This is a genomic window from Burkholderia sp. THE68 (assembly GCF_009938265.1).
In the GTDB taxonomy this organism is placed as follows: Bacteria; Pseudomonadota; Gammaproteobacteria; order Burkholderiales; family Burkholderiaceae; genus Caballeronia.
On record NZ_AP022315.1, the window covers coordinates 442,838 to 465,443 of the forward strand.

Annotated in this window: 22 protein-coding genes and 1 tRNA gene; 10 read left to right on the forward strand and 13 right to left on the reverse strand. The window is 64.1% G+C overall.

Going from position 1 to position 22,606, the window contains the following annotated elements; genetic code table 11:
* Positions 1 to 27 precede the first annotated feature (27 nt).
* Both miaA and mutL read right to left on the reverse strand, forming a co-directional pair.
* Positions 28 to 975 (reverse strand): tRNA (adenosine(37)-N6)-dimethylallyltransferase MiaA, encoded by a 948-nt coding sequence (miaA, locus tag BTHE68_RS02120; protein ID WP_162064937.1) that lies wholly within the window; start codon positions 973 to 975, stop codon positions 28 to 30.
* Entirely contained in the window at positions 972 to 2,936 is a 1,965-nt protein-coding gene (mutL, locus tag BTHE68_RS02125) for a DNA mismatch repair endonuclease MutL (protein ID WP_162064938.1), read from the reverse strand. Before mutL ends, miaA begins: the two co-directional genes overlap by 4 nt.
* A 181-nt stretch (positions 2,937 to 3,117) precedes the next feature.
* Between mutL and BTHE68_RS02130 the strand changes: the two genes are divergently transcribed.
* The gene (locus BTHE68_RS02130) at positions 3,118 to 3,777 is read left to right on the forward strand and encodes a DedA family protein (protein ID WP_162064939.1); all 660 of its coding nucleotides are present in this window, start codon (positions 3,118 to 3,120) and stop codon (positions 3,775 to 3,777) included.
* A gap of 44 nt (positions 3,778 to 3,821) precedes the next feature.
* On the opposite strand, the gene BTHE68_RS02135 is transcribed toward BTHE68_RS02130, so the two are convergent.
* Positions 3,822 to 4,073 (reverse strand): GlsB/YeaQ/YmgE family stress response membrane protein, encoded by a 252-nt coding sequence (locus BTHE68_RS02135; protein WP_162066748.1) that lies wholly within the window; start codon positions 4,071 to 4,073, stop codon positions 3,822 to 3,824.
* Positions 4,074 to 4,579: 506 nt separating this feature from the next.
* On the opposite strand from BTHE68_RS02135, the gene BTHE68_RS02140 reads away from it, so the two are divergent.
* The 3 genes from BTHE68_RS02140 to BTHE68_RS02150 are packed head-to-tail and all read left to right on the forward strand — an operon-like array spanning position 4,580 to position 6,507.
* On the forward strand, positions 4,580 to 5,506 hold the full coding sequence (locus tag BTHE68_RS02140) for a peptidoglycan DD-metalloendopeptidase family protein (protein WP_162064940.1): 927 nt from the start codon (positions 4,580 to 4,582) through the stop codon (positions 5,504 to 5,506).
* A 42-nt stretch (positions 5,507 to 5,548) separates the two neighbouring features.
* On the forward strand, positions 5,549 to 6,094 hold the full coding sequence (gene bamE, locus BTHE68_RS02145; protein WP_502710575.1) for an outer membrane protein assembly factor BamE domain-containing protein: 546 nt from the start codon (positions 5,549 to 5,551) through the stop codon (positions 6,092 to 6,094).
* A gap of 17 nt (positions 6,095 to 6,111) precedes the next feature.
* Entirely contained in the window at positions 6,112 to 6,507 is a 396-nt protein-coding gene (locus BTHE68_RS02150; RefSeq protein WP_162064941.1) for a hypothetical protein, read from the forward strand.
* Between the two features lie 7 nt (positions 6,508 to 6,514).
* Here the strand turns inward: BTHE68_RS02150 and BTHE68_RS02155 are convergent, their stop codons facing one another.
* The 3 genes from BTHE68_RS02155 to BTHE68_RS02165 form a co-directional block, all read right to left on the reverse strand.
* Positions 6,515 to 7,135 carry a cysteine hydrolase family protein gene (locus tag BTHE68_RS02155; RefSeq protein ID WP_162064942.1) on the reverse strand — a complete coding sequence of 207 codons (621 nt, stop codon included), beginning with the start codon at positions 7,133 to 7,135 and terminating at the stop codon, positions 6,515 to 6,517.
* A gap of 412 nt (positions 7,136 to 7,547) precedes the next feature.
* Positions 7,548 to 8,039 (reverse strand): hypothetical protein, encoded by a 492-nt coding sequence (locus tag BTHE68_RS02160; protein ID WP_162064943.1) that lies wholly within the window; start codon positions 8,037 to 8,039, stop codon positions 7,548 to 7,550.
* 96 nt (positions 8,040 to 8,135) lie between these two features.
* Positions 8,136 to 8,810, reverse strand: a complete 675-nt coding sequence (locus tag BTHE68_RS02165; protein ID WP_162064944.1) for a glycine zipper 2TM domain-containing protein — start codon at positions 8,808 to 8,810, stop codon at positions 8,136 to 8,138.
* A gap of 188 nt (positions 8,811 to 8,998) precedes the next feature.
* Here BTHE68_RS02165 and BTHE68_RS02170 point away from each other — a divergent pair, with 188 nt between their 5' ends.
* Positions 8,999 to 9,904 (forward strand): glutamate/aspartate ABC transporter substrate-binding protein, encoded by a 906-nt coding sequence (locus BTHE68_RS02170; protein ID WP_162064945.1) that lies wholly within the window; start codon positions 8,999 to 9,001, stop codon positions 9,902 to 9,904.
* 18 nt (positions 9,905 to 9,922) lie between these two features.
* Here BTHE68_RS02170 and BTHE68_RS02175 read toward each other — a convergent pair whose 3' ends face one another.
* The 7 genes from BTHE68_RS02175 to BTHE68_RS02205 form a co-directional block, all read right to left on the reverse strand.
* The gene (locus BTHE68_RS02175) at positions 9,923 to 10,477 is read right to left on the reverse strand and encodes a carboxymuconolactone decarboxylase family protein (RefSeq protein WP_162064946.1); all 555 of its coding nucleotides are present in this window, start codon (positions 10,475 to 10,477) and stop codon (positions 9,923 to 9,925) included.
* Between the two features lie 12 nt (positions 10,478 to 10,489).
* On the reverse strand, positions 10,490 to 11,833 hold the full coding sequence (locus BTHE68_RS02180) for an aspartate aminotransferase family protein (protein WP_162064947.1): 1,344 nt from the start codon (positions 11,831 to 11,833) through the stop codon (positions 10,490 to 10,492).
* Between the two features lie 113 nt (positions 11,834 to 11,946).
* The gene (locus tag BTHE68_RS02185) at positions 11,947 to 12,807 is read right to left on the reverse strand and encodes a MurR/RpiR family transcriptional regulator (RefSeq protein ID WP_162064948.1); all 861 of its coding nucleotides are present in this window, start codon (positions 12,805 to 12,807) and stop codon (positions 11,947 to 11,949) included.
* Between the two features lie 119 nt (positions 12,808 to 12,926).
* Positions 12,927 to 13,003 (reverse strand) — tRNA-Met (locus BTHE68_RS02190).
* A 75-nt stretch (positions 13,004 to 13,078) separates the two neighbouring features.
* Positions 13,079 to 14,737, reverse strand: coding sequence for an MFS transporter (locus BTHE68_RS02195; RefSeq protein WP_061172887.1), 1,659 nt, complete (start codon positions 14,735 to 14,737; stop codon positions 13,079 to 13,081).
* Between the two features lie 228 nt (positions 14,738 to 14,965).
* On the reverse strand, positions 14,966 to 16,549 hold the full coding sequence (locus BTHE68_RS02200; RefSeq protein WP_162064949.1) for a sensor histidine kinase: 1,584 nt from the start codon (positions 16,547 to 16,549) through the stop codon (positions 14,966 to 14,968).
* Positions 16,550 to 16,554: 5 nt separating this feature from the next.
* Positions 16,555 to 17,292 carry a response regulator transcription factor gene (locus tag BTHE68_RS02205; protein WP_162064950.1) on the reverse strand — a complete coding sequence of 246 codons (738 nt, stop codon included), beginning with the start codon at positions 17,290 to 17,292 and terminating at the stop codon, positions 16,555 to 16,557.
* A gap of 285 nt (positions 17,293 to 17,577) precedes the next feature.
* On the opposite strand from BTHE68_RS02205, the gene recA reads away from it, so the two are divergent.
* The 5 genes from recA (at position 17,578) to sucD (ending at position 22,585) form a co-directional block, all read left to right on the forward strand.
* Entirely contained in the window at positions 17,578 to 18,648 is a 1,071-nt protein-coding gene (gene recA / locus BTHE68_RS02210) for a recombinase RecA (protein ID WP_162064951.1), read from the forward strand.
* 19 nt (positions 18,649 to 18,667) lie between these two features.
* On the forward strand, positions 18,668 to 19,564 hold the full coding sequence (gene recX / locus BTHE68_RS02215; protein WP_162064952.1) for a recombination regulator RecX: 897 nt from the start codon (positions 18,668 to 18,670) through the stop codon (positions 19,562 to 19,564).
* Positions 19,565 to 19,681: 117 nt separating this feature from the next.
* On the forward strand, positions 19,682 to 20,332 hold the full coding sequence (locus BTHE68_RS02220; protein ID WP_162064953.1) for a DUF2889 domain-containing protein: 651 nt from the start codon (positions 19,682 to 19,684) through the stop codon (positions 20,330 to 20,332).
* Between the two features lie 93 nt (positions 20,333 to 20,425).
* Entirely contained in the window at positions 20,426 to 21,607 is a 1,182-nt protein-coding gene (sucC, locus tag BTHE68_RS02225; protein ID WP_353622644.1) for an ADP-forming succinate--CoA ligase subunit beta, read from the forward strand.
* Positions 21,608 to 21,703: 96 nt separating this feature from the next.
* Positions 21,704 to 22,585 carry a succinate--CoA ligase subunit alpha gene (gene sucD / locus BTHE68_RS02230; RefSeq protein ID WP_035497975.1) on the forward strand — a complete coding sequence of 294 codons (882 nt, stop codon included), beginning with the start codon at positions 21,704 to 21,706 and terminating at the stop codon, positions 22,583 to 22,585.
* The last annotated feature ends 21 nt before the right edge of the window (positions 22,586 to 22,606 follow it).

Consider the following 22,606-nt stretch of genomic DNA (forward strand, 5'->3'; position numbering starts at 1 on the left):
AACCGGGTGACGCGTCGTCCCTTCGCGTCACCCGCCCGCGATTCCTTCAATCGCTCCCAAAGCCCGCTCCGTCGCATCCCCCGCGCAACAATCCACCACGACCCGCTCCGGCATCGCCCGCAACCACGTCAACTGCCGCTTGCACAGCTGCCGCGTCGCAAAGATTCCCTTGTCGCGCATCTCGTCGTAGCCCGTCGCGCCATCGAGGTATTCCCACGCCTGCCGATAACCGACGCAGCGCATCGACGGCATCGCCACATTCAGATCGCCGCGCGCGCGCAGCCGCTTCACTTCGTCGATGAAACCATGCGCGAGCATCGCATCGAAGCGCGCCGCGATGCGCGCATGCAGAACCGCGCGATCCGACGGCTCCAGCGCGATCGGCACGAAGCGATACGGCGCATCCGTGTCCTGAACGCGCGGCGCGGCGAGCAGCGCGGACATCGGCTGTCCGCTCAGCATGAAGACTTCGAGCGCGCGCTGGATGCGTTGCGAATCATTGGGCGGAAGCCGCGCGGCGGTCTGCGGATCGATCGCCGCGAGCCGCGCGTGCAGCGCGGGCCAGCCGTCACGGGCGGCGTCGGCATCGAGCGTGGCGCGCAGGTCGGCATCCGCGCCGGGCAGGTCGTTCAGGCCTTGCGTCAGCGCCTTGTAGTACAGCATCGTCCCCCCGACGAGCAACGGCACATTGCCGCGCGCGACGATCTCGCCGACGATCCGCAGCGCATCCGCGCGAAACTGCGCGGCCGAATACGTCTCGGCAGGATCGATGATGTCGATCAGATGATGGACCGCCGCCGCGCGTTCCTCCGCGTTCGGCTTGGCCGTGCCGATATCCATCTCGCGGTAGACCAGCGCCGAATCCACACTGACGATCTCGACCGGATGCCGCGCCGCGAACGCGAGCGCCGCCGCCGTCTTGCCGGACGCCGTCGGCCCCAGCAGACAGGCCACAGGCAAAGCGGTATCGCTCATTGTCCGCGCATGAAAAGGCGGTCGAGATCGGCGAGCGTGAGTTGATACCACGTCGGCCGGCCATGATTGCATTGATCGGCGCGCTCGGTCGCTTCCATCTGGCGCAGCAGCGCGTTCATCTCGTCGAGCGTGAGCCGGCGGTTCGCGCGCACCGCGTTGTGGCAGGCGAGCGTGCCGAGCAATTCGTGCTGACGCTCGGTCAGCACGCGCGATCCGCCATACGCGTGCAGATCCGCGAGCACCGCGCGCGCGAGCGATTGCAGGTCGGCGTCCTTCAGCAGCGCGGGCACGGCGCGAATCGCGATGGATGTGGGCGAGAGCACCGCGAGATCGAAGCCGAGTGCATCGAGCGTGTCGCGCTCTTCCTCGACGACGCCGATCTCGACCGGATCGGCCGTCATCGACACGGGAATCAAGAGTGGCTGCACGGCGATCGCGCGATCGGCGATCGCGTGCTTGAACTGCTCGTAGAGAATGCGCTCGTGCGCGGCGTGCATGTCGACGATCACGAGCCCGCGCGCGTTCTGCGCGAGCACGTAAATGCCGTGAATCTGGCCGACGGCGAAGCCGAGCGGCTGCTCGTCGGCGTGATCGAGTGCGCTGTCGCTCGCGATGACCGGCGCCGATGGCCGCTCGCTCACGCTCGGGTAGGGCGTGTCGACGGTCGTTGCCGCGTCCGCTGTGCCCGCGCCGGTGTCCTTGCGGCCGAACAGCGCGTCATACAGCGCGAGCGGCTGCGCGACCGGCAGCGTGCCCTGCGTCATGCGCGACTGGCGCAGCCAGTTCGTGCCGTTCTCGCTTTTCAGATGCAGCGCGTCCGGCGTGCCGACGAAAGGCTTGGCACTGAACAACGCCGTGCCGGTCGGCTGCAACTGCGCCGCGTGCCCGCCCGAAGTCGTCTCCGGCGAAGCGCCCGCATGCCGCGCGAGCGCGCGCTGCACGGCGTGAAAAACGTACTGGTGAATCGAGCGCGAATCGCGAAAACGCACTTCGATCTTCGACGGATGCACGTTCACATCGACCGATTCGGGCGGCAGATCGAGAAACAGCACGTATGCCGGATAGCGATTGCCGTGCAGCACGTCTTCATACGCGGCGCGCACGGCGTGCGTGAGCAGCTTGTCGCGCACGAAGCGGCCGTTCACGAAGAAATACTGCTGGTCGGCGCGGCCGCGGCTCGCGGTCGGCAGTCCAGCGCAGCCATACACGGCGAGTGGCCCGGCGCGCTCGTCGAGCGGCAGATGCGCGGTTTCGAACACCTCGCCGAGAATCTTCGCGACGCGCGTTTGCGGGTCGCTCGCGTTCCAGTGCTCGACGGCCTTGCCGTTGTGCATCACCGAAATCGCGACATCCGGCCGCGCGAGCGCCATGCGGCGGATCACTTCGAGGCAATGGCCGAGCTCGGTCTGCTCGCTCTTCAGGAACTTGCGGCGCGCAGGCGTGTTGAAGTACAGCTCGCGCACTTCCATGGTCGTGCCGACGGTGCCCGCGGCGGGCGAGAGCGCGCCCGTTTGCGCGTCGATGCGGGTTGCGTGCGCGCAGCTTTCCGTACGGCTCGTGATGAACAGTTCGGCGACCGACGCGATCGATGCGATCGCCTCGCCGCGAAACCCGAGCGTCGCGACGGCTTCGAGATCGGCGAGCGAGCGGATCTTGCTCGTCGCGTGACGCATGAGCGCGAGCGGCAGTTCGTTCGGCGCGATGCCGCAGCCGTCGTCGGCGACCACGATGCGTTTCACGCCGCCTTCGTCGAGCGCGATGCGCAGGGTCGTCGCGCCCGCGTCGAGGGCGTTTTCGAGCAGTTCCTTGACGACCGACGCCGGCCGCTCCACCACCTCGCCCGCCGCGATCTGGCTGATGAGCTGATCGGGCAGCGGGGCGATGGCGCGCGAACGGCGCGCGCCATCGACTGTCAAAGCGGCTGTCAGGGCGCCGGCGGAAGGTTCGTTGAGATCGGCCATGGCGAAATTATAACGATTCGCAACCTTGCGCCGCTTGCCCGCCAACGTGCTGGCGGATGGCGGCCAAAGACGGCTTTTTTAACAGACGCGCCGCGCCACTTCGGTATCATGACGCGACTCCCGCATTCGTTGCCGATGCGCCGGTTTTCCGGCGCCGGCTCAATTTTTTGAGGAAAGATTTTTGGACACGCTGCTGCAATTCCTGGGACTCATCCTACACATCGACAAATCGCTCGGTGTCTTCATCCAGAATTACGGCGCCTGGGTCTACGCGGTGTTGTTCCTGATCGTGTTCTGCGAAACCGGGCTCGTCGTGTTCCCGTTCCTGCCGGGCGATTCGCTGCTGTTCATCGGCGGTGCGTTCGCGGCGTCGCACGAGATGGATCTGTTCGCGCTGATTGCGCTTCTGCTCGTCGCGGCGATCACGGGCAACACGCTGAATTACTGGATCGGCCGCGCGATCGGGCCGAAAGTCTTCGACACGAACATTCCCGTGCTCGAACGCTTTCTCGACCGCGCCGCGCTGCAAAAGACCCATAACTTCTATGAGAAGCACGGCGGCAAGACCATCGTGATCGCGCGCTTCGTGCCGGTGGTGCGGACCTTCGCGCCGTTCGTCGCGGGCGTATCGGCGATGAGTCACGCGCGCTTTCAGCTCTTCAATATTATGGGCGCGCTGATCTGGGTGCTGCTGCTCGTATTGCTCGGCTATTTCTTCGGCAATATTCCGTTCATCAAGCAGTATCTGAACGTGATCGTGCTGGTGGGGATCGGTGCGGCAGTCGTGCCGATCGCGCTTGGCGCGCTGTGGAAGATGAGCCGTCGCAATTCGAAGGCTTGATGATCGCGCGGCGCCCGCGAAGCCGCGGAGCGCCGTGCTTCGCTTTAGCCGCGTCGGAACAGGCGGATGATGAACAGCAGCACGACCGCACCGATCACAGCCGTGATCAGCGTGCCGAGGATCCCGCCGCCGAACGAAATGCCGAGCGTGCCGAAGATCCATCCGCCGACGACCCCGCCGACGATGCCGACGATGATGTCCACGATCACACCGAAGCCGCTGCCGTTCATGATGAGGCCGGCAAGCCAGCCTGCCACGCCGCCGATGATCAGGCTGAGGATGATGCCGTGTTGCATGAGATGCATACGCTGAGACTCCTGTCAGAATTGAAGGTGCGGGATGCAGGCGAGACCTGCATCCGGGCGCGGGGAATGTAGCGGAAATGGCCGTCGGAAGGGGCTGTCAACTGTCAAGGATTGTCGATGCAGCCGCGCGCGAATGACCCGGGCGGCAGGCAACGCGTGGACGCGACCGTTTACGTCAAAAATTTAGAATGCCAAAGGGTTTGCGCGTTGGTTTCGTGAAGTGTGTCGTTTAGGTCACTGTGGCGAAATTGTTTCTGTAATGTTTTATGCTGGCGAGATCGTGTTTCTTAAGAATCTGAGATTTACGTGGGTGGGCGGGTGCGCGCGATTTCCGCAGTGTTAATCGCGCTTGCATTCGCGGCGTCGCTGACCGGCTGTGGCATCCTCCGATGCGGCGGCACGGCGGTGTACGGTGTGGCGATCAGCCTTTGCGCGTGATAGAGACGCCGCGCGTGCGAATACGCGCCGGCGCGTTGAAATAGTTCAAGACGACAAGCATGAGAAAGCGGGTGGTGGTGCACAAGGAAGGTTTCGGGACGAACTCGCGCGGGGCGATCGCGAGCGTGGCGCTCGCGGCGGCGATGGCCGGCGGGCTGGCGGGATGTACGTCGACACCGCGCACGCCCGCGCCCATCGTCGAGAATTCGGCGCTGAGCGCGCCGCCGGTCGTGCAGAGCACGTCGCCGGTCGTGACGCCCGCGCCGGTCGTGCCGCTCGGGCCGGCGACCGCAGCGCCCGTCGAGCCGGGCTTCTATCGCGTGAAACCGGGCGACACGCTCTACGGCATTTCGCGCACCTTCAAGCAGAAGCCCGAGGATCTGGCGAAGTGGAACACCCTGCCCGAAAGCAGGCAGGTGAACATCGGGCAGGTGCTGCGTGTCACGCCACCGGGCGCATCGGCGCCGGCATCCGTTGCATCGAAAACCGCGCAGCCGCCGCTTCTGCCGACGCCGGAGAAATCGGCGGCGCAAAAGCCCGCAGCCGATAAACCCGCGGCCGATAAACCCGCGCCGAGCGAAGAGCGTCAACCCACGGTCGCCGCGAGCGCGTCCAAGGGCACGTTCGCCTGGCCCGCGCATGGCGACGTCGTGCGCAAGTTCGGCGCGAGCGGCAACAAGGGCATCGATATCGAAGGCAAGGTCGGGCAGCCGGTCAAGGCGGCGGCGGCGGGCAAGGTGGTGTACGCGGGCAGCGGCCTGCGCGCCTACGGGCGCATGATCATCGTCAAGCACGGCAACGACTATCTGACTGCCTATGCCTACAACGAGAAGCTGCTCGTGAAGGAAGGCGACACGGTGAAGCAGGGCGCCACCATCGCGGACATGGGTACCGGGCCGGGCGGCACGCCGGCGCTGCATTTCGAAGTGAGAAAGTCCGGCGCCGCAGTCGATCCGATGCCGTTGCTCGGCGCGGCGGGCGGCTGATCCGGCGCGCGAGAAGGGGAGTCGAAGGTGAAGAAGACCGTGATGGCCGCGCTGCTCGCGGTGTCGTCGATGTCGCTGCTGTCCGCCTGCGATCAGCAGCAGAGCGAGGAAGCGTTGAACAAGCTCAAGGCATTTTTCAATGCGGTGAAGCCGGACAATCTGCTGCTCAAGAATCTGCAGCCGGGCGTCACGACCGAGGCGCAGATTCGCGATCAGATGGGCGAGCCGGAAACGGAGCGCGCATTCACGGACGGCAGCAAGCGGCTGGAGTATCCGCGCGGGCCGGCGGGCACCACTACGTACATGGTCGATCTCGACGCGAATGGCCGCTTCGTTTCCGCGACGCAGGTGCTGACCGCCGAGAATTTCGCGAAAGTGCGCCCCGGCATGACGATGGACGAAGTCCGCAGGCTGCTCGGCAAGCCGACCGAGATCGCGGAATATCGCCTGAAGAAGGAGCGCGTCTGGAGCTGGCACTGGCTCGAAGACGGCGTGAATCAGGACGCGATGTTCAACGCGCACTTCGGGCCTGACGGCATCGTCGTGACGACTTCGCGTTCCGAATCGATCCGCGGCGGCCAGCGCTGATTCACAGGCATCCAGGCATGAAAACGATGACCGATTCCGTTACCAGCGACACGCGCCTTCGTCTGATGGACGAGGCGTCGAACTTTCGCGATCAGGCGCTGAGCGACCCCGGCGAGAAAGTGATTTCACGCTGGGATTGTGACCGGGGGCATCGCTGGGACAGGACGCTCGCGGTCGCGCAGAATGTGCGCTGCATGAATTGCGCGACCGAGCGGCGCGAGCTGGAGACCAAGCGCCTGCGCGAACTGGCGCAAGTGCGGGGCGGCGCGCTGCTGTCGCGCCGTTTCGTGGACGTCGCGACGCCGTTGCGCTGGCAATGCGCGTACGGCCACGTGTGGGATGCCAGCGCCGACGCGGCGTCGCGCCGATGGTGCGTCGACTGCGCGCGGGACGTATTCGCCAGCTATCGCTGATTTGGGCTCAGGCGCCGTTCAGCGCCGCGAGCAGTTCGTCTGTCGTCAGCAACGCGTGCGCGTAGGTGCGCGCGTTGATTTCATGCGCGGCGTGCAGCGCTTCGTCGGAGAATGCGGCGGTCGCGTCGCGCACGAGCGTCACGTGATAGCCGAGTTCGGCGGCGAAGCGTCCGGTCGCCTCGATGCAGGTATTCGCCACGAGTCCAATCAGAATCACGTGCGACACACCGCGCTGCTTCAGCAGGAAGTCGAGATCGGTGTTCGCGAAGCCGCTGCTCATCCAGTGCTCTTTCACGACAGTGTCACCGGGTTGCGGCGCGAAGTCGGGAAACCATTCGCCGCCCCAGGTCCCTTTGCCGAAGATCAGCGATTTCGCCGCTGTCTGCAAATAGGGCGATGGATGTGTCCACGCATCGATGTCGCCCGGCTCGAAGCGACGATGGGGCACGATGAACACCGGCAAACCGCGCTCGCGCGCCGCCGAGGTGACGCGTTTCAGGTTCTCATGCAGGTGCGCGGCGTTGCGCGTGTGCGCGACGCGCGGCCAGAGCTTGCCGCCATCGGCGAGAAAGTCGTTGTAGGGGTCCACGAACAGCAGAGCCGTGCGGTCCTTCGGATAGGCGCTCATGGTCTGTCTCCGCTCGTAACAGTGAGAAGCGCGCCGACGCGCGGCTTCATGTTACGCGCGCAACGTGGCGAGCATCCGGAAACGTGCAATGCCGGGGATGTCGCAAAAAGAAAAAGCCGGCAAATGCCGGCTTTTGAGCTTCTTTGTCGGAGCGCTGGCATCCTTCGCCTGCGACTCGCCGTATCGTTGGCAAAAAGGCGCGCTTTGATTTTTTTGTTGCGCGCTGCTTTTACCCACGACCCGGCGGAGTGCCGCCCATCCTGTTTGTCGGTCTCTCAGCGCGTTTTGCTGCTTCCCCCCGTGCGCTGGAACAAGTATTGCCAACCCCATATCCTATGAATGTACGGTCGCAAACACATCGGCTGAATGATAAGCCCATTGCGGGAAAGCCCTGATCTGCAGCGCGCTTTTTTCAACCGGCCGATGACACCGCCTGCGCGTGCCCGATGCCCGAGCGCATGTTCGCCGCGACGAGCGATTGCGTGACCATGCGCGCTTCGGCTTGCGCGATGTGTTCGAGCGTCGCGTCTTCGAGTTGCGCGGCGAACACGTCGAGCGCCGTGCACAGGCGCGCGTGTTCATCGTCGTCGAGCGTCCAGGCGGCATCGGCGGAATGACGCGCATCCAGTTCCACCAGCGCTTCATGCGCGAGCGTGATGTCGTGCTCGCATTCGGGCGCGTGGCCGAACTGGCACAACTCTTCGGCGACCAGCAGATGACGGCACAAGGTCATGAAGAGCGCCTGCGAACCGTGCCCGCGATGAAACGCGTCGAGCGCCGCGTAGCACTGCAGCAGCATGGCGTCGATCATCGGTTCGCGCGCCGCGCGGCTATAGGTCAACGCGCGCAGCAGCGGCGACATCGAAGGACGGCCGGACTTCATGTTCGTCGATTTCTTCTTCACGACAGTGCTCCCGGAGAGGGTCTCTTAGCGTCTGACATGCAACGCATCATCGCAGCGGAAAATTAGCTGTGCCTTAAGGCGATGAGGCGTCGAGGCTCATGCGGGCGTCAGCGTTTCGCCCGAGACATGCACCTTCTGGCCGACGGCCACGCCAGGCGCGGCCTCGTAGTTGAAGCTGCGCACGCTGCCGTCGTTCATGCGGACCTGCACCTGATACGTCGTCGACTTGTGAACCACGTGTTCGATCTGATTGCCCGCGAGCCCGCCGCCGATCGCGCCGATGATCGTCGCCGCCGTGCGGCCGCGTCCGTTGCCGATCTGCGTGCCGGCGAGTCCGCCGACCACCGCGCCGCCGATCGCGCCGATGCCGGTCGTCGGCTGAGCGCTCTGCACCGTGTTCACGGCCGTCACCTCGCCTGCGTACGGATCGTAGGCGGGTGCGGGATTCGGCGTGTATGACGTGCTTTCCTGCGCCGGCGCGGGTCGGTGGACCGGCGTCGGATGATGGCCGCGCACGGCGCGCGGCAGCGACGCGCTCTGCGTAGTCTCCGGCTGCGAAGCCTGCGCGGCGGGCGCGGGCCTGGCTGTTTGCGCTTCGACGAGCGGCGCGGCCGTGGCCGTGGCCGTCGTCGCGGTGGCTTTGGACGATGGCAGCAAGCCTGTCATTGCCGCTACGCCGGTGCCGCACGCGAGGATGATCGACACGGCGGCAGCCGCGACGAGCGGATGAATGCGGGACGGCTTGGTTTGAATCTCGGGAACGGCGTTCATGACAGCGACTCCTGTGGGTGCCTGCCAGCTATAACGCCGCCCGGCGCGCGCGGTGGACGCGAATGCTGTGACATTTGTAAGCAAAAGTCGCGGCGCGCGCCGGCGAACCCACGTCAGGGTGAATACATATGTTGCATTTATTTTGTTGATGGCAACATATGTATCATTTTACCCGAACAGAGGACGCCATGAAATCCACGCCGCTTTTCGCATCCGCCGCTGCGTTTGCTGCGCTAACGCTGGTCACGGGCGCGAGCTACGGCCAGGACGGCCAATCGACGCTCGCCAAAGTGCAGAGCGTGAACCTGATCGCGATCGGTCATCGCGAAACTTCGGTGCCGTTCTCGTATGTCGATGCGGGCAACAACGTCATCGGCTTTTCGCAGGATCTGTGCAACAAGGTGATCGACGCGGTCAAGGCGAAAACCGGACATGCGGATTTACGCGTGCGCTTCATTCCGGTGACGTCGCAGAACCGTATATCGCTGGTGCAGAACGGTACCGTCGACCTCGAATGCGGCGTGACGACCAATCTCACGGCGCGGCAGAATCAGGTCGCCTTCTCCGATACCTTCTTCGTCGCGACGACGCGCCTCCTGACGAAAAAGGATTCCGGCATCAAGGACTTTCCCGATCTCGCGGGCAAGACCGTCGTGACGAATCAGGGCACGACGTCCGAGCGCATCCTGCGCAAGATGAATGAAGAAAAGAAGATGAACATGAGCATCATCAGCGCGAAGGACTATGGGGAAGGGCGCTCGACGCTGGAGACCGGACGCGCGGTGGCCTACATGATGGACGACGTGCTGCTGGCCGGTACGCGCTCGCTGACCGCGAAGCCCGCCGACTGGGTGCTGGTCGGCACGCCGCAGTCGTCGGAGGCATACGGCTTCATGTTGCGCAAGGGCGATCCGGAATTCAAGAAACTCGTCGACGACGCGATGAGCCAGACGATGAAAAGCCCCGAAATCAGGGCGATGTACGACAAGTGGTTCATGAAGCCCGTCCCGCCGAAGAACATCAACTTCGATTTCCCGATGAGCGAAACGATGAAGAAGCTCTACGCCGAGCCGAACGACAAGGCGTTCGAGTGACGTTGCGCGCCGGCGCGCTTACTCCGCGAAGGGCAGATCCGTCTGCCCTTCGGCGCGCATGCCGAAGGTGTTGAGCGTCATAGCGACGAGCGCGTAATAGCCCAGCAAGCCGACGAGATTCACCACCACGACATGCCCGAAGCGCGCGACGGCGGCGTCGTAGGTCGCGTCGCTGACGCGTTTCGTTTCGTAGAGTTCGGTCGCGAAATCGAAGATGAGTTTGTCGTCGGCATCTGCGAACGTCGGGGTTCGATTCGTGCGCAGCGCTTCGGCGATATCGGCGGAGAGGCCTGCGTCGAGCGCGATCGGATGATGGATGTGCCATTCCGCCTGCGAGCGCCAGCGCGCCGCCGTGACGAGAATCGCGAGTTCGGACAGGCGCAGCGGCAGACCGGTGTCGTAGCGGCAGAACGCGCCGAGCTTTTGCGCGTGCTGCGCGAGTTCGGGGCTGAAGATCCAGCCGAGGAACGGTCCGTTGAGATTGCCGCGCGGACCGCTCAGGATATCCTGCAGAACGGCTTTCTGTTCGTCGGAGGCGGTCGCGATCTGGAAGTCGGGGAGTCTCTTGTTCATGTCATGCCGCCTTCATGCCGTCTTCATGCCGATGACGCCGAGCGCGCCGTCGATGGCGTCCGAAAGCCGCTCGACGATCGTCTCGATCTGCGCGCTCGTCGTGATGAACGGCGGCGCGATAAGCACGTGGTCGCCGATTCTGCCATCGACGGTGCCGCCCATCGGATAGACCATCAGGCCGCGCTTCATCGCTTCGCTCTTGATGTGCGCGTGCAGCTTGTGCTTCGGATCGAACGGCGTCTTGCTGGCGCGATCCTGCACGAGTTCGACGCCGGTGAAGAGGCCGCGCCCGCGCACATCGCCGATGAACGGATGATTCGCGTGACGCTCGCGCAATGCCGCGCGCAGTTGCTCGCCGCGCGCCTTCACATTGTCGAGCAGGTTGTCTTCGGCGATGACCTTTTGCACTTCGAGCGCCGCCGCGCACGCCGTCGCGTGACCGATATACGTATGACCGTGCTGGAAGAAGCCCGAGCCGCCGACGATCGTATCGAAGATCTCGTTGCTGACGAGCGTCGCGCCGATCGGCTGATAGCCCGCGCCGAGGCCCTTTGCGATCGCGAGAATGTCGGGCGACACGCCGTCCTCCTCGCACGCGAACAGATAGCCGGTGCGGCCCATGCCCGACATCACTTCGTCGAGGATCAGCAGCACGCCGTACTTGTTGCAGACCGCGCGGATCTTGCGGAAGTATTCGCGCACTGGCGGCACCGCGCCCGCCGTCGCGCCGACGACCGTTTCCGCGACGAACGCCGCCACCGATTCCGGCCCGAGTTCGAGAATCTTCGCTTCGAGTTCGTCGGCGAGGCGTTGCGCGAACGCTGCGTCGGTTTCGCCTGCCTGCTGCTCGCGATACGCGAAGCACGGCGTGACGTGATGCGCTTCGATCAGAATCGGCAGGAACGGCTCGCGCCGCCACGCGTTGCCGCCGATCGCGAGCGCGCCGAGCGTGTTGCCGTGATAGCTCTGTCGACGCGCGATGAAGTGCCGCCGCGCCGCTTGCCCTTTCTCGACGAAATATTGGCGCGCGAGCTTGAGCGCCGCTTCCATCGCTTCCGATCCGCCCGACACGAAATACACGTGACCGAGATTTTTGGGCGCGGTTTCGATGAGCCGGTCGGCGAGTTCCTCGGCCGGCTCGGTCGTGAAGAAGGACGTGTGCGCGTAGGGCAACTGCTGCACCTGGCGCTGAATGGCTTCGATCACGCGCGGATGGCTATGGCCGAGACACGAGACCGCCGCGCCGCCGCATGCGTCGATATAGCGTTTGCCGTTCGAATCGACGATCTCGATGCCGTCGCCGCGTACGGCGACGGGAAGCCTGGCGCGCGGCGCGCGATGAAATACCGTGGTCATGGTGCCTGCCTTCGAATGCGCGTACAACACGCGATGCGTAATTCTAACTCTAAAACAACATATGTTGTCAATGGCGAGCGTGCTATCCGCGGTGTTGCGAACGACGCGCCCGGCTAGTTTGCGGCGTAGGCGCCTTGCGAGTGGAGCGCGGCTTCGGCCTGTTCGAGATTGGCGATCGCGTCCTTTCCTTCGAGCGCGAGCAATTGCGCGACGAGCATCTCCGCGAGCGCCGATGCCGCGACGAGCGACGGAAAGAACGACGGCGATTCGTGCGCGAAGATCAGCGTGTGATCCGCGTTCAATGCAATGGGCGACACGGCGCTGTCGGTGAGCGCGATGAGCTTCGCGCCGCGCTCGATCGCCGCCTGCGCGACGCGCACCGCTTCGACCGAATACGGCGCGAAGCTGACAACGACCGCCGCATGCCGCTTCTCGATGCCGCGCAACTGCATTTCGAGCGTGCCGGCTTCACCGTTCACGAGGCTCACCGATGGGCGGAACAGGCGATAACCGTAGAGCAGACCGAACGCGACGGGATAGCACGACCGAAAGCCCGCGACGTGCACGTGCGACGCTTTCTTCAAGGTCTTCGCCGCGTCGATGACGCTGTCGGCGTTTTGCGCCAGCGTGAGTTCGAGATTGTGCGATTGCGCTTGTGCGAGATCGCGGCCCAGATGAGTGTCGGCGCCGCCTTTGACTAGCGAGCGGGCGCGTGTCGTCAGTGGTTCGGGGCGCGTGCGCACGCGGCTCACGAAGATTTCGCGCAACTCGTTCCAGCCGGGGAAGCCGAGCTGTTGCGAGAGACGGACCATCGCGGCGGGCTGGACCTTCGCGCGTTCGGCGACCTTGCGCATCGAGAGGACGGCGACTTCGTCGGGATAGTCGAGCAGGAAGGCGGCGCCGGCCTGGAATTGCGGGCTCAGGTCGGGGAAACGGTCGCGGATGGTCGCGGCGAGTTGGTCGAAGGTGGGCACGTTGATGTTTGATGAGGCGAACGTGCTATTTAAGCATGAGCGCGACGCGGGGCAGGCGGTCGCGTGAGCGCAAAGCAAAAAGCCGCTGTCCCTGTGGGACAGCGGCTTTTTCTTGAAACTGGTGGCGAATCAGGGATTCGAACCCCGGACCTGCGGATTATGATTCCGTCGCTCTAACCGACTGAGCTAATTCGCCGAAAGAAACGAGATTATGGCGAGGGGCGATCGCACTGTCAACCCCTCCTCTACGATTTCTTAAGAGCGGCCAGCATCAATCCTCGTGATACACGTTCGACTTGCGCGTGTCCTTCACGAACAGCATGCCGATCACGAACGTCGCCAGCGCGATCACGATCGGATACCACAGCCCCGAGTAGATATCGCCCTTGGCCGCGACGATCGCGAAGGCCGTCGCCGGCAGGAAGCCGCCGAACCAGCCATTGCCGATGTGATACGGCAGCGACATCGACGTATAGCGGATCCGCGCCGGGAACATCTCGACCAGCATCGCCGCGATCGGCCCATACACCATCGTCACGAAGATCACGAGGATCGTCAGGATCACGATCGCCATGGGCCAGTTGATCAGCGCCGGATCGGCCTTCGCCGGATAGCCCGCGCTCTTCAGCGTGCCGGCGAGCGTCTTGTCGAACGCCGCACCTTGCGCCTTCGCATCGCCGGCCTTGCCGTCGTAGGTGTTCACCACGGTCTCGCCGACCTTGATCTGCGCCTGCGTGCCCGCCGGCGCCGCCACGTTCTCATAGTTCAGACCCGCCTTCGACAGCGCGCTCTTCGCGATATCGCAGGAGCTCGTGAACTTCGCCGTGCCCACCGGATTGAACTGGAACGAGCACTCGTCCGGATTGGCGATCACGACGATCGGCGACTTCTGCGTCGCGGCTTCGAGCGTCGGGTTGGTGTAGTGCGCGAGCGCCTTGAAGAGCGGGAAGAAGGAGAGCGCGGCGATCAGGCAGCCCGCCATGATGATCGGCTTGCGCCCGATACGATCCGACAGCGACCCGAAGAACACGAAGAACGGCGTGCCGATCAAGAGCGCGACGGCCACCATGATGTTCGCGCTGGTGCCATCGACCTTCAGCGTCTGCGTGAGGAAGAAGAGGGAGTAGAACTGGCCCGTGTACCACACGACGGCCTGACCCGCCGTCAGGCCGAACAGCGCGAGCAGCACGATCTTCAGGTTCTTCCACTCGCCGAACGCTTCCGTGAGCGGCGCCTTCGAGGTCTTGCCCTCGGCCTTGATGCGCTCGAACACGGGCGACTCGTGCAGCTTCATGCGGATCCACACCGAGATCGCGAGCAGCAGGATCGATACGAGGAACGGGATGCGCCAGCCCCACGCGCCGAACTGCTCCTCGCCCATGATCGTGCGAACCGCGAGAATCACGATCAGCGAGATGAACAGGCCGAGCGTCGCCGTGGTCTGGATCCACGCCGTCCACGCGCCGCGCTTGTTCGAAGGCGCATGTTCCGCGACATACGTCGCCGCGCCGCCGTATTCGCCGCCGAGCGCGAGACCCTGCAACAGCCGCATCGCGATGAAGATCACTGGCGCCGCGATGCCGATCGTCGCGTATCCGGGCAGGAAGCCGATCAGGAACGTCGACAGACCCATGATGACGATCGTCACGAGGAACGTGTACTTGCGTCCGACCATGTCGCCGAGCCGCCCGAACACGATCGCGCCGAACGGCCGCACCGCGAAGCCCGCCGCGAAACCCAGCAAGGTGAAGATGAAGCCCGCTGTCGGATTGACGCCGGAGAAAAAGGTCTTGCTGATGTAGACGGCGAGCGAGCCCGCCAGATAGAAGTCATACCATTCGAACACCGTGCCGAGCGACGAGGCGAAGATGACTTTCTTCTCCTCCGCCGTCATCGGTGCGTGTGACACGCGCCCCTCAACCGTAGCCATATCGTCTCCTGATTTGATATTCGAATATGTCGGTCCGCGACTAGGCGGCTCCGGTGCAACGATTATTGGAACGAAAACTTACGGCGTTCTGACGCGGACTCGGAAGTCCGGGCGCTCGAAGAAATTCCTAATTGCGCGGATTTGTCGCGCATCCGTTTAGAACGATCGTTTAAATTCGCCTAATGTCGTTCTTCTCGCGTGTCTACAGCAATTTCTCGATCCTGACGCTCAGGGTTTGTCCCGGGCAGGAAAAACCCGCTGCAGGCTGACGCGCACGAGGGTTCCGGCGCGACGCGGGCTCTCCTGATAGACGTGATCCTCGATAGCAAGCGCGCCGCCGTGCATCGCCGCGATCTCCTTGACGATCGCAAGGCCGAGGCCGCTGCCGTCGCCTTCACGTCCGAGGATGCGGTAGAACCGCTCGACCACGCGTTCGCGCTCCGCCGCAGGAATCCCGAGTCCCGTGTCTTCCACTTCGAGATACACGAGATCGAGATCGCTGTCGTCGGTCCGCACGCGCACGGTGATGCGCCCGCCCGCCGGCGTGTATCGGATCGCGTTGTCGATCAGGTTCGACAGCATCTCGCGCAGCATCACGACATTGCCTTCCACCTCGACCGGGAACGGCGGCTCTTCATAACCGAGGTCCATGCGCTTGGCGAGCGCGGCTTGCACCCAGTCGCGCACGGCGAGCCGCGCGAGGTCGGTCAGCACGATGCGCGTGAAGATCTGCCCGGTCGCCCGATTCTCGGCTCGCGCGAGCGCGAGCAATTGCGTGACGAGGCGCGCCGCGTGCTCGGAGCTGGTCGCGATCTGTTCGAGCGAACGCTGCACTTCCGCCGATACATCCTGGCGCATCGCCAGTTCGGCCTGCATGCGCAGGCCCGCAAGCGGCGTCTTCATCTGATGCGCGGCATCGGCGATAAAGCGCTTCTGGAACTCCATGTTCTGTTCGAGGCGCGTCAGCAGATCGTTGAACGACGCGACGAGCGGCGCGATCTCCGGCGGCGCGCTGCCGGCCTGGAGCGGCGAGAGATCGTCGGGACGGCGCGCGCGGATGTTCGATTGCAGCGCATGCAGCGGCGCGAGCCCCCGCGAGAGCCCGAACCACACGAGGATGATCGCGAGCGGCAGGATCACGAACTGCGGAAGGATCACGCCCTTGATGATGTCGTTGGCGAGCTGGCTGCGCTTGTCGAGCGTTTCGGCCACCTGCACGAGCACCGGCTGCGTGCTGTCCGGATCGCGTCCGGGAGCGAGTTGCGGCAGATCGACGGTCGTATAGGCGACGCGGATGTCGTTGCCGCGCAGCACGTCGTCGCGAAACTCGACGATGCCGGGCTGCGGACGGTCGTCGTCGTGCGGCAAGGGCATGTCGCGGTCGCCGCCGACCAGCTCGCCGCGCGTGCCGAGGACCTGGAAGAACACGCTGTCGACGTTGTCGGCGCGCAGGAAATCGCGCGTCGCATCGGGAAGCCGCAATTCGGCGACGCCGTTGACGGGCTGGATCTGGCGCGCGAGCACATAGGCATCGGCTTCGAGCGCGCGGTCGAACGGGCCGTTCGCGATCGACTTCGCGACGAGATACGTCACCGCGATGCTCATCGGCCAGAGCAGCAGAAGCGGCGCGAGCATCCAGTCGAGAATCTCGCCGAACAGCGAGCGCGGATGCGTTTCGTCGTCGGGCTCGAGTTCGTCGGGCGGCGCGAACGGGTTGGCGTAGCGCGCGTCGCGCTCGGCGTCGGAATCGGCGGCGCCCGCTTCGGCGTGGATTTTCGACTCGTGCGATTCGGTGGAAGCGGGCGACGCCATGCGGCTTACTTATAGTGCTGGCTGGCGGTTTCGCCCGATGGCGGCGGGCTCGCGCCGTGTGCGCCGTTCGCCGTGACACCCGCCTTCTCCAGCGTGTAGCCGAGACCGCGCACGGTGATGATCTTCGCGCCGCTCGGCTCGATCTTCTTGCGCAGCCGATGCACGTAGACCTCGATCGCGTTGTTGCTGACTTCCTCGCCCCACTCGCACAGATGATTGACGAGCTGTTCTTTCGATACGAGCCGGCCGGTTCTTTGCAGCAGCACTTCGAGCACGCCGAGCTCGCGCGCGGAGAGATCGATCACCTGATCGCCGATCGTCGCGATGCGTCCCACCTGATCGAACGTGAGCGAACCGTGTTTCACGACCGTCGGGCCGCCGCCCGCGCCGCGCCGGGTCAACGCCCGCACGCGCGCTTCGAGTTCGTTGAGCGCGAAGGGTTTCGCCATATAGTCGTCCGCGCCGAGATCGAGGCCTTTCACGCGTTCGTCGACGCTGTCGGCGGCGGTGAGGATCAGCACGGGCATCTGTGAATTGCGCGCGCGCAGGCGTCGCAGCACTTCGAGACCGGGCATGAGCGGCAGGCCGAGATCGAGGATCAGCAGGTCGAAAGTCTGAAGGGAAAGCGCGGTGTCCGCCTCGACGCCATGCCTGACATGGTCTACGGCGTATCCCGATTGGCGGAGTGATCGGACGAGGCCGTCCGCGAGTATGCTGTCGTCTTCGGCAATGAGGATTCGCATCGTCGTGTGCGCCTTTGTACGCCATGCCTCGCGCGATGAAGCGCATCGGCATTGCCGGCACGGTTCGTCGCCCGGCGCGGCGGTCTCCAGTGTGTCGTGGTTTTTGCGCGGGTCGCGCGACGTGGAAAAAAAGCTGCGCCACGCGCATCCATGCTTGCAAAAACTACTGTTTTTTTATACAGTGTCTGCGTGAGTGAGAAAGGCGGTTTCGTATGCTTGTGTTAGCTGCGAAAAGAGCCCGTGAACACTGCCTCAGACGCCGTTCATCATAGCAAAGGACGATTCATGGAAGAAAGCAAGAAAGGCCCGGCTGGAATGACTGCGGACAAGAGCAAAGCCCTGGCCGCCGCGCTCTCGCAGATCGAAAAGCAATTCGGCAAAGGGTCGATCATGCGGCTCGGCGCAGGTGAGGCGGTCGAAGACATTCAGGTGGTGTCCACCGGTTCGCTCGGACTGGACATCGCGCTCGGCGTCGGCGGTCTGCCGCGCGGGCGTGTCGTGGAAATCTACGGTCCCGAGTCGTCGGGCAAGACCACGCTCACGCTGCAGGTGATCGCCGAGATGCAGAAGCTCGGCGGCACGGCGGCGTTCATCGACGCGGAACACGCGCTCGACGTGCAATACGCGGGCAAGCTCGGCGTGAACGTGCAGGAACTGCTGATCTCGCAGCCGGACACGGGCGAGCAGGCGCTGGAAATCACGGACGCGCTGGTGCGCTCCGGTTCCATCGACATGATCGTCATCGACTCGGTCGCGGCGCTCGTGCCGAAAGCGGAAATCGAAGGCGAAATGGGCGACTCGCTGCCGGGTCTGCAGGCGCGTCTGATGTCGCAGGCGCTGCGCAAGCTCACCGGCTCGATCAAGCGCACGAACTGCCTCGTCATCTTCATCAACCAGATCCGCATGAAGATCGGCGTGATGTTCGGCAACCCGGAAACCACCACGGGCGGCAACGCGCTCAAGTTCTATTCGTCGGTGCGTCTGGATATCCGCCGTATCGGTTCGATCAAGAAGAACGACGAAGTCATCGGCAACGAGACGCGCGTGAAGGTCGTGAAGAACAAGGTGTCGCCGCCGTTCCGCGAGGCCATCTTCGACATCCTTTATGGCGAAGGCATCTCGCGTCAGGGCGAAATCATCGATCTGGGCGTGCAGGCGAAGCTGGTCGACAAGGCGGGCGCCTGGTACAGCTACAACGGTGATCGCATCGGTCAGGGCAAGGACAACGCGCGCGAATTCCTGCGCGAGAATCCGGACATCGCACGCGAGATCGAGAACAAGATCCGCGAATCGCTGGGCGTGGCCGCGATGGGTGAAGCCGTCGTCGCGGGTGCGGACGCCGCCGACGCCGAGTAAGCATCGGGCCTGAAGGACGATGCGCAAGCGCCCGTTCGGATCGAAGACTGACGCGGCGGATGAAGCAACCGGCGACGGTTCCGAATCCGCCGGTCGCTACGAGCGGAGCAGTGAGCGGCGCCCTGCATCGACCAAGTCGAGCGGATTCACGCGCAAGACCAGAGAACGCGCCGCGCGTCTGGAGCAAGCGCGCACTTTGCTGAAGCAGGCGGCCGAGCAGCCGAAGGCACGTCCCGCTGATCGCGCACCGCATGCCGAGCCTGCGCGCAAACCCGCCGAGCCCGACTCCACTCCCTTCAGCGACCCATTCGAAGACGCAGATCCCTTCGAGCCCTTCGAACAATGCGCGCCCGTTGAACCGGCGCGCGCCGAATCGGGTGAATCGGTCTACAGCCGTTCCAGCCAACGCGTTCGCAAGACTTCGGCAAGCGAACTCAACGATCCCAAACGTCCGCAACGCTCGTTGAAGGCGCGCGCGCTCGGCTTTCTTTCGCGGCGCGAATACAGCCGCGCGGAGTTGTCGCGAAAGCTGCGTCCGTATGCGGAAGAAGCCGATCCGCTCGAAACATTGCTCGACAGTCTCGAACGTGATGGCTGGCTGTCGAACGAGCGCTTCGTCGAAAGCGTCGTGCATCGGCGGGCGCCGCGCATGGGTGGCAGCAGAATCATCAGCGAACTGAAGCGCCACGCCGTCGGCGACACGCTCATCAGCGAAACCGCGGACAAGCTCGCGCAATCCGAAACCGCACGCGCTCAGGCCGTGTGGGAGAAGAAGTACGGCGTGCTGCCCGAAACGCCCGCCGAGCGCGCGAGACAAGCGCGCTTTCTGGCCGCGCGCGGGTTTTCTGGCGGCACCATTGGGAAGATTCTCAAGGGCGGCGACGAAGACTGGACCGACGAGCCCGTCGACGACTGAGCGCCGCACCCGCCCAGCCCGATTCGCACGCACGTTCCAATCGTCAGGCGCATGCCCGGCCCGGAATACCCAATATGCTAAAATTGCACGGTTTTCCCCGTACCGGCTCACTCCAGCATGCCTCTCTCGCCTCCCGCTCCCCGACAATTGCGCCATCGTCGCGTGATTCGGCTGGAAGCGTTCGAGCGTGACGACGGCCTGTGGGACATCGAAGCCTGTCTAACCGATGAGAAGCCGCGCGACTTTCGCCTCGCGACGGGCGTCCGGTCACACGGCCTGCCGATCCATGAACTCTGGCTGCGCATTACCATCGACCGCAAGCTCACCATCGTCGACGTCGAAGCGTCGTCGGACTGGTCGCCTTATGGCGGTCTGTGCGCGGAGTCCAATCCGGTCTATCGCAAGCTCATCGGGCTCAATCTGTTGCAAAGTTTTCGCCGCGAAGCCAACAAGGTGCTGCGCGGCGCGGCCGGCTGCACGCATCTCACCGAGTTGTGCGGTGTCTTGCCGACGGCCGCCATTCAGGCATTCGCCGGCGACGTCTGGAAGATCGAAGACGGCAATCCGTTCAAGCAAGCCGATGCATCGGACCCCGCGACTGCAGCGCACGACGAGCCGCCGTTCCAGCTCGGCCGTTGCCACGCATTGCGTTTTGACGGGCCCGCGGTCAGGGAGTATTACCCGCGGTGGTTCGGCTACACGCCGGCCGACGCATCCGAATCCGCAACGACGGTACAGGACAAGGCGGAGACGAAATCCGCCTCGTAGGGCGCAGGCAGCGCTTGCGCGCACGCACGGAATTCAAAGAAGAATCGAAAAATCAGCGGTTCAAGCACATAGAAGTTCACTCCAACTCTCAGACTGAAGGAATCACGCATGAAGATTCACGAGTACCAGGGTAAGGAAATCCTGCGGAAATTCGGCGTCGCGGTCCCGCGCGGCACACCCGTGTTCTCGGTGGATGATGCGGTCAAGGCCGCGCAAGAGCTGGGCGGTCCGGTTTGGGTCGTCAAGGCGCAGATTCACGCTGGCGGCCGCGGCAAGGGCGGCGGCGTGAAGGTCGCGAAGTCGATCGAACAGGTCCGCGAGTACGCGAACCAGATCCTCGGCATGCAGCTCGTCACGCACCAGACCGGTCCCGAAGGCCAGAAGGTGAATCGCCTGCTGATCGAAGAAGGCGCGGACATCAAGAAGGAACTGTACGTCGGCCTCGTGCTCGATCGCGTTTCGCAGAAGATCGTCGTGATGGCGTCGAGCGAAGGCGGCATGGACATCGAAGAAGTCGCGGAAAAGACGCCCGAGCTGCTGCACAAGCTGCCCGTCGATCCCGCCACGGGCCTGAAGGATGCGGAAGCGGACGACCTGGCCCGCAAGATCGGCATCCCCGACGCATCGGTGCCGCAAGCGCGCGCGATCCTGCAAGGCCTGTACAAGGCTTTCTTCGACACCGACGCATCGCTCGCCGAAATCAACCCGCTGATCCTGACCGGCGACGGCAAGGTGATCGCGCTCGACGCCAAGTTCAACTTCGATGCGAACGCGCTGTTCCGTCATCCGGAAATCGTCGCGTACCGCGATCTGGACGAAGAAGATCCGGCTGAAGTCGAAGCATCGAAGTTCGACCTCGCCTACATCTCGCTCGATGGCAACATCGGCTGTCTGGTGAACGGCGCGGGCCTCGCGATGGCGACGATGGACACCATCAAGCTGTTCGGCGGCGAGCCGGCCAACTTCCTCGACGTCGGCGGCGGCGCGACCACCGAAAAGGTGACCGAAGCCTTCAAGCTGATGCTGAAGAACCCGAACCTGAAGGCGATCCTCGTCAACATCTTCGGCGGCATCATGCGCTGCGACGTGATCGCGGAAGGCGTGATCGTGGCGTCGAAGGCGGTGGATCTGAAGGTGCCGCTCGTCGTGCGCATGAAGGGCACGAACGAAGACCTCGGCAAGAAGATGCTGGCGGATTCGGGCTTGCCGATCATCTCGGCCGACAGCATGGAAGAAGCCGCGCAGAAGGTCGTCGCGGCTGCCGAAGGCAAGTAAGCGCGTCTGCTTACCGAGCCTAAGAGAGCGTTCCACCAGATACGAATGGCGGCGCGTGCGTGAGCATCGCGACGCCAAACGAACAGAGGTCACTACATGTCGATTCTGATCAACAAAGACACGAAGGTCATCACGCAGGGCATCACCGGCAAGACTGGCCAGTTCCACACGCGCGCCTGCCGCGAATACGCGAACGGCCGTGAAGCCTATGTCGCGGGCGTGAATCCGAAGAAGGCCGGCGAAGACTTCGAAGGCATTCCGATCTACGCGTCCGTGAAGGAAGCGAAGGCGGAAACCGGCGCGACCGTTTCGGTCATCTACGTGCCGCCCGCGGGCGCGGCCGCAGCGATCTGGGAAGCCGTCGAGGCCGATCTCGATCTCGCGATCTGCATCACGGAAGGCATTCCGGTTCGCGACATGCTGGAAATCAAGGACCGCATGCGCCGCGAAAACCGCAAGACGCTGCTGCTCGGACCGAACTGCCCCGGCACGATCACGCCGGACGAGCTGAAAATCGGCATCATGCCGGGTCACATCCACAAGAAGGGCCGCATCGGCGTGGTGTCGCGCTCGGGCACGCTGACGTACGAAGCGGTCGGCCAGCTGACGGCGCTGGGCCTCGGCCAGTCCTCGGCGGTCGGTATCGGCGGCGATCCGATCAACGGTCTGAAGCACATCGACGTGATGAAGATGTTCAACGACGATCCGGACACGGACGCCGTCATCATGATCGGCGAGATCGGCGGTCCGGACGAAGCGAACGCCGCTTACTGGATCAAGGACAACATGAAGAAGCCGGTCGTCGGCTTCATCGCGGGCGTGACGGCGCCTCCGGGCAAGCGCATGGGCCACGCAGGCGCGCTGATCTCGGGCGGCGCGGACACGGCGGACGCCAAGCTCGAAATCATGGACGCGTGCGGCATCAAGGTGACGAAGAACCCGTCGGAGATGGCTCGTCTGTTGAAGTCGGTGCTGTAACGAAGCGGGCAGAATGCGGCG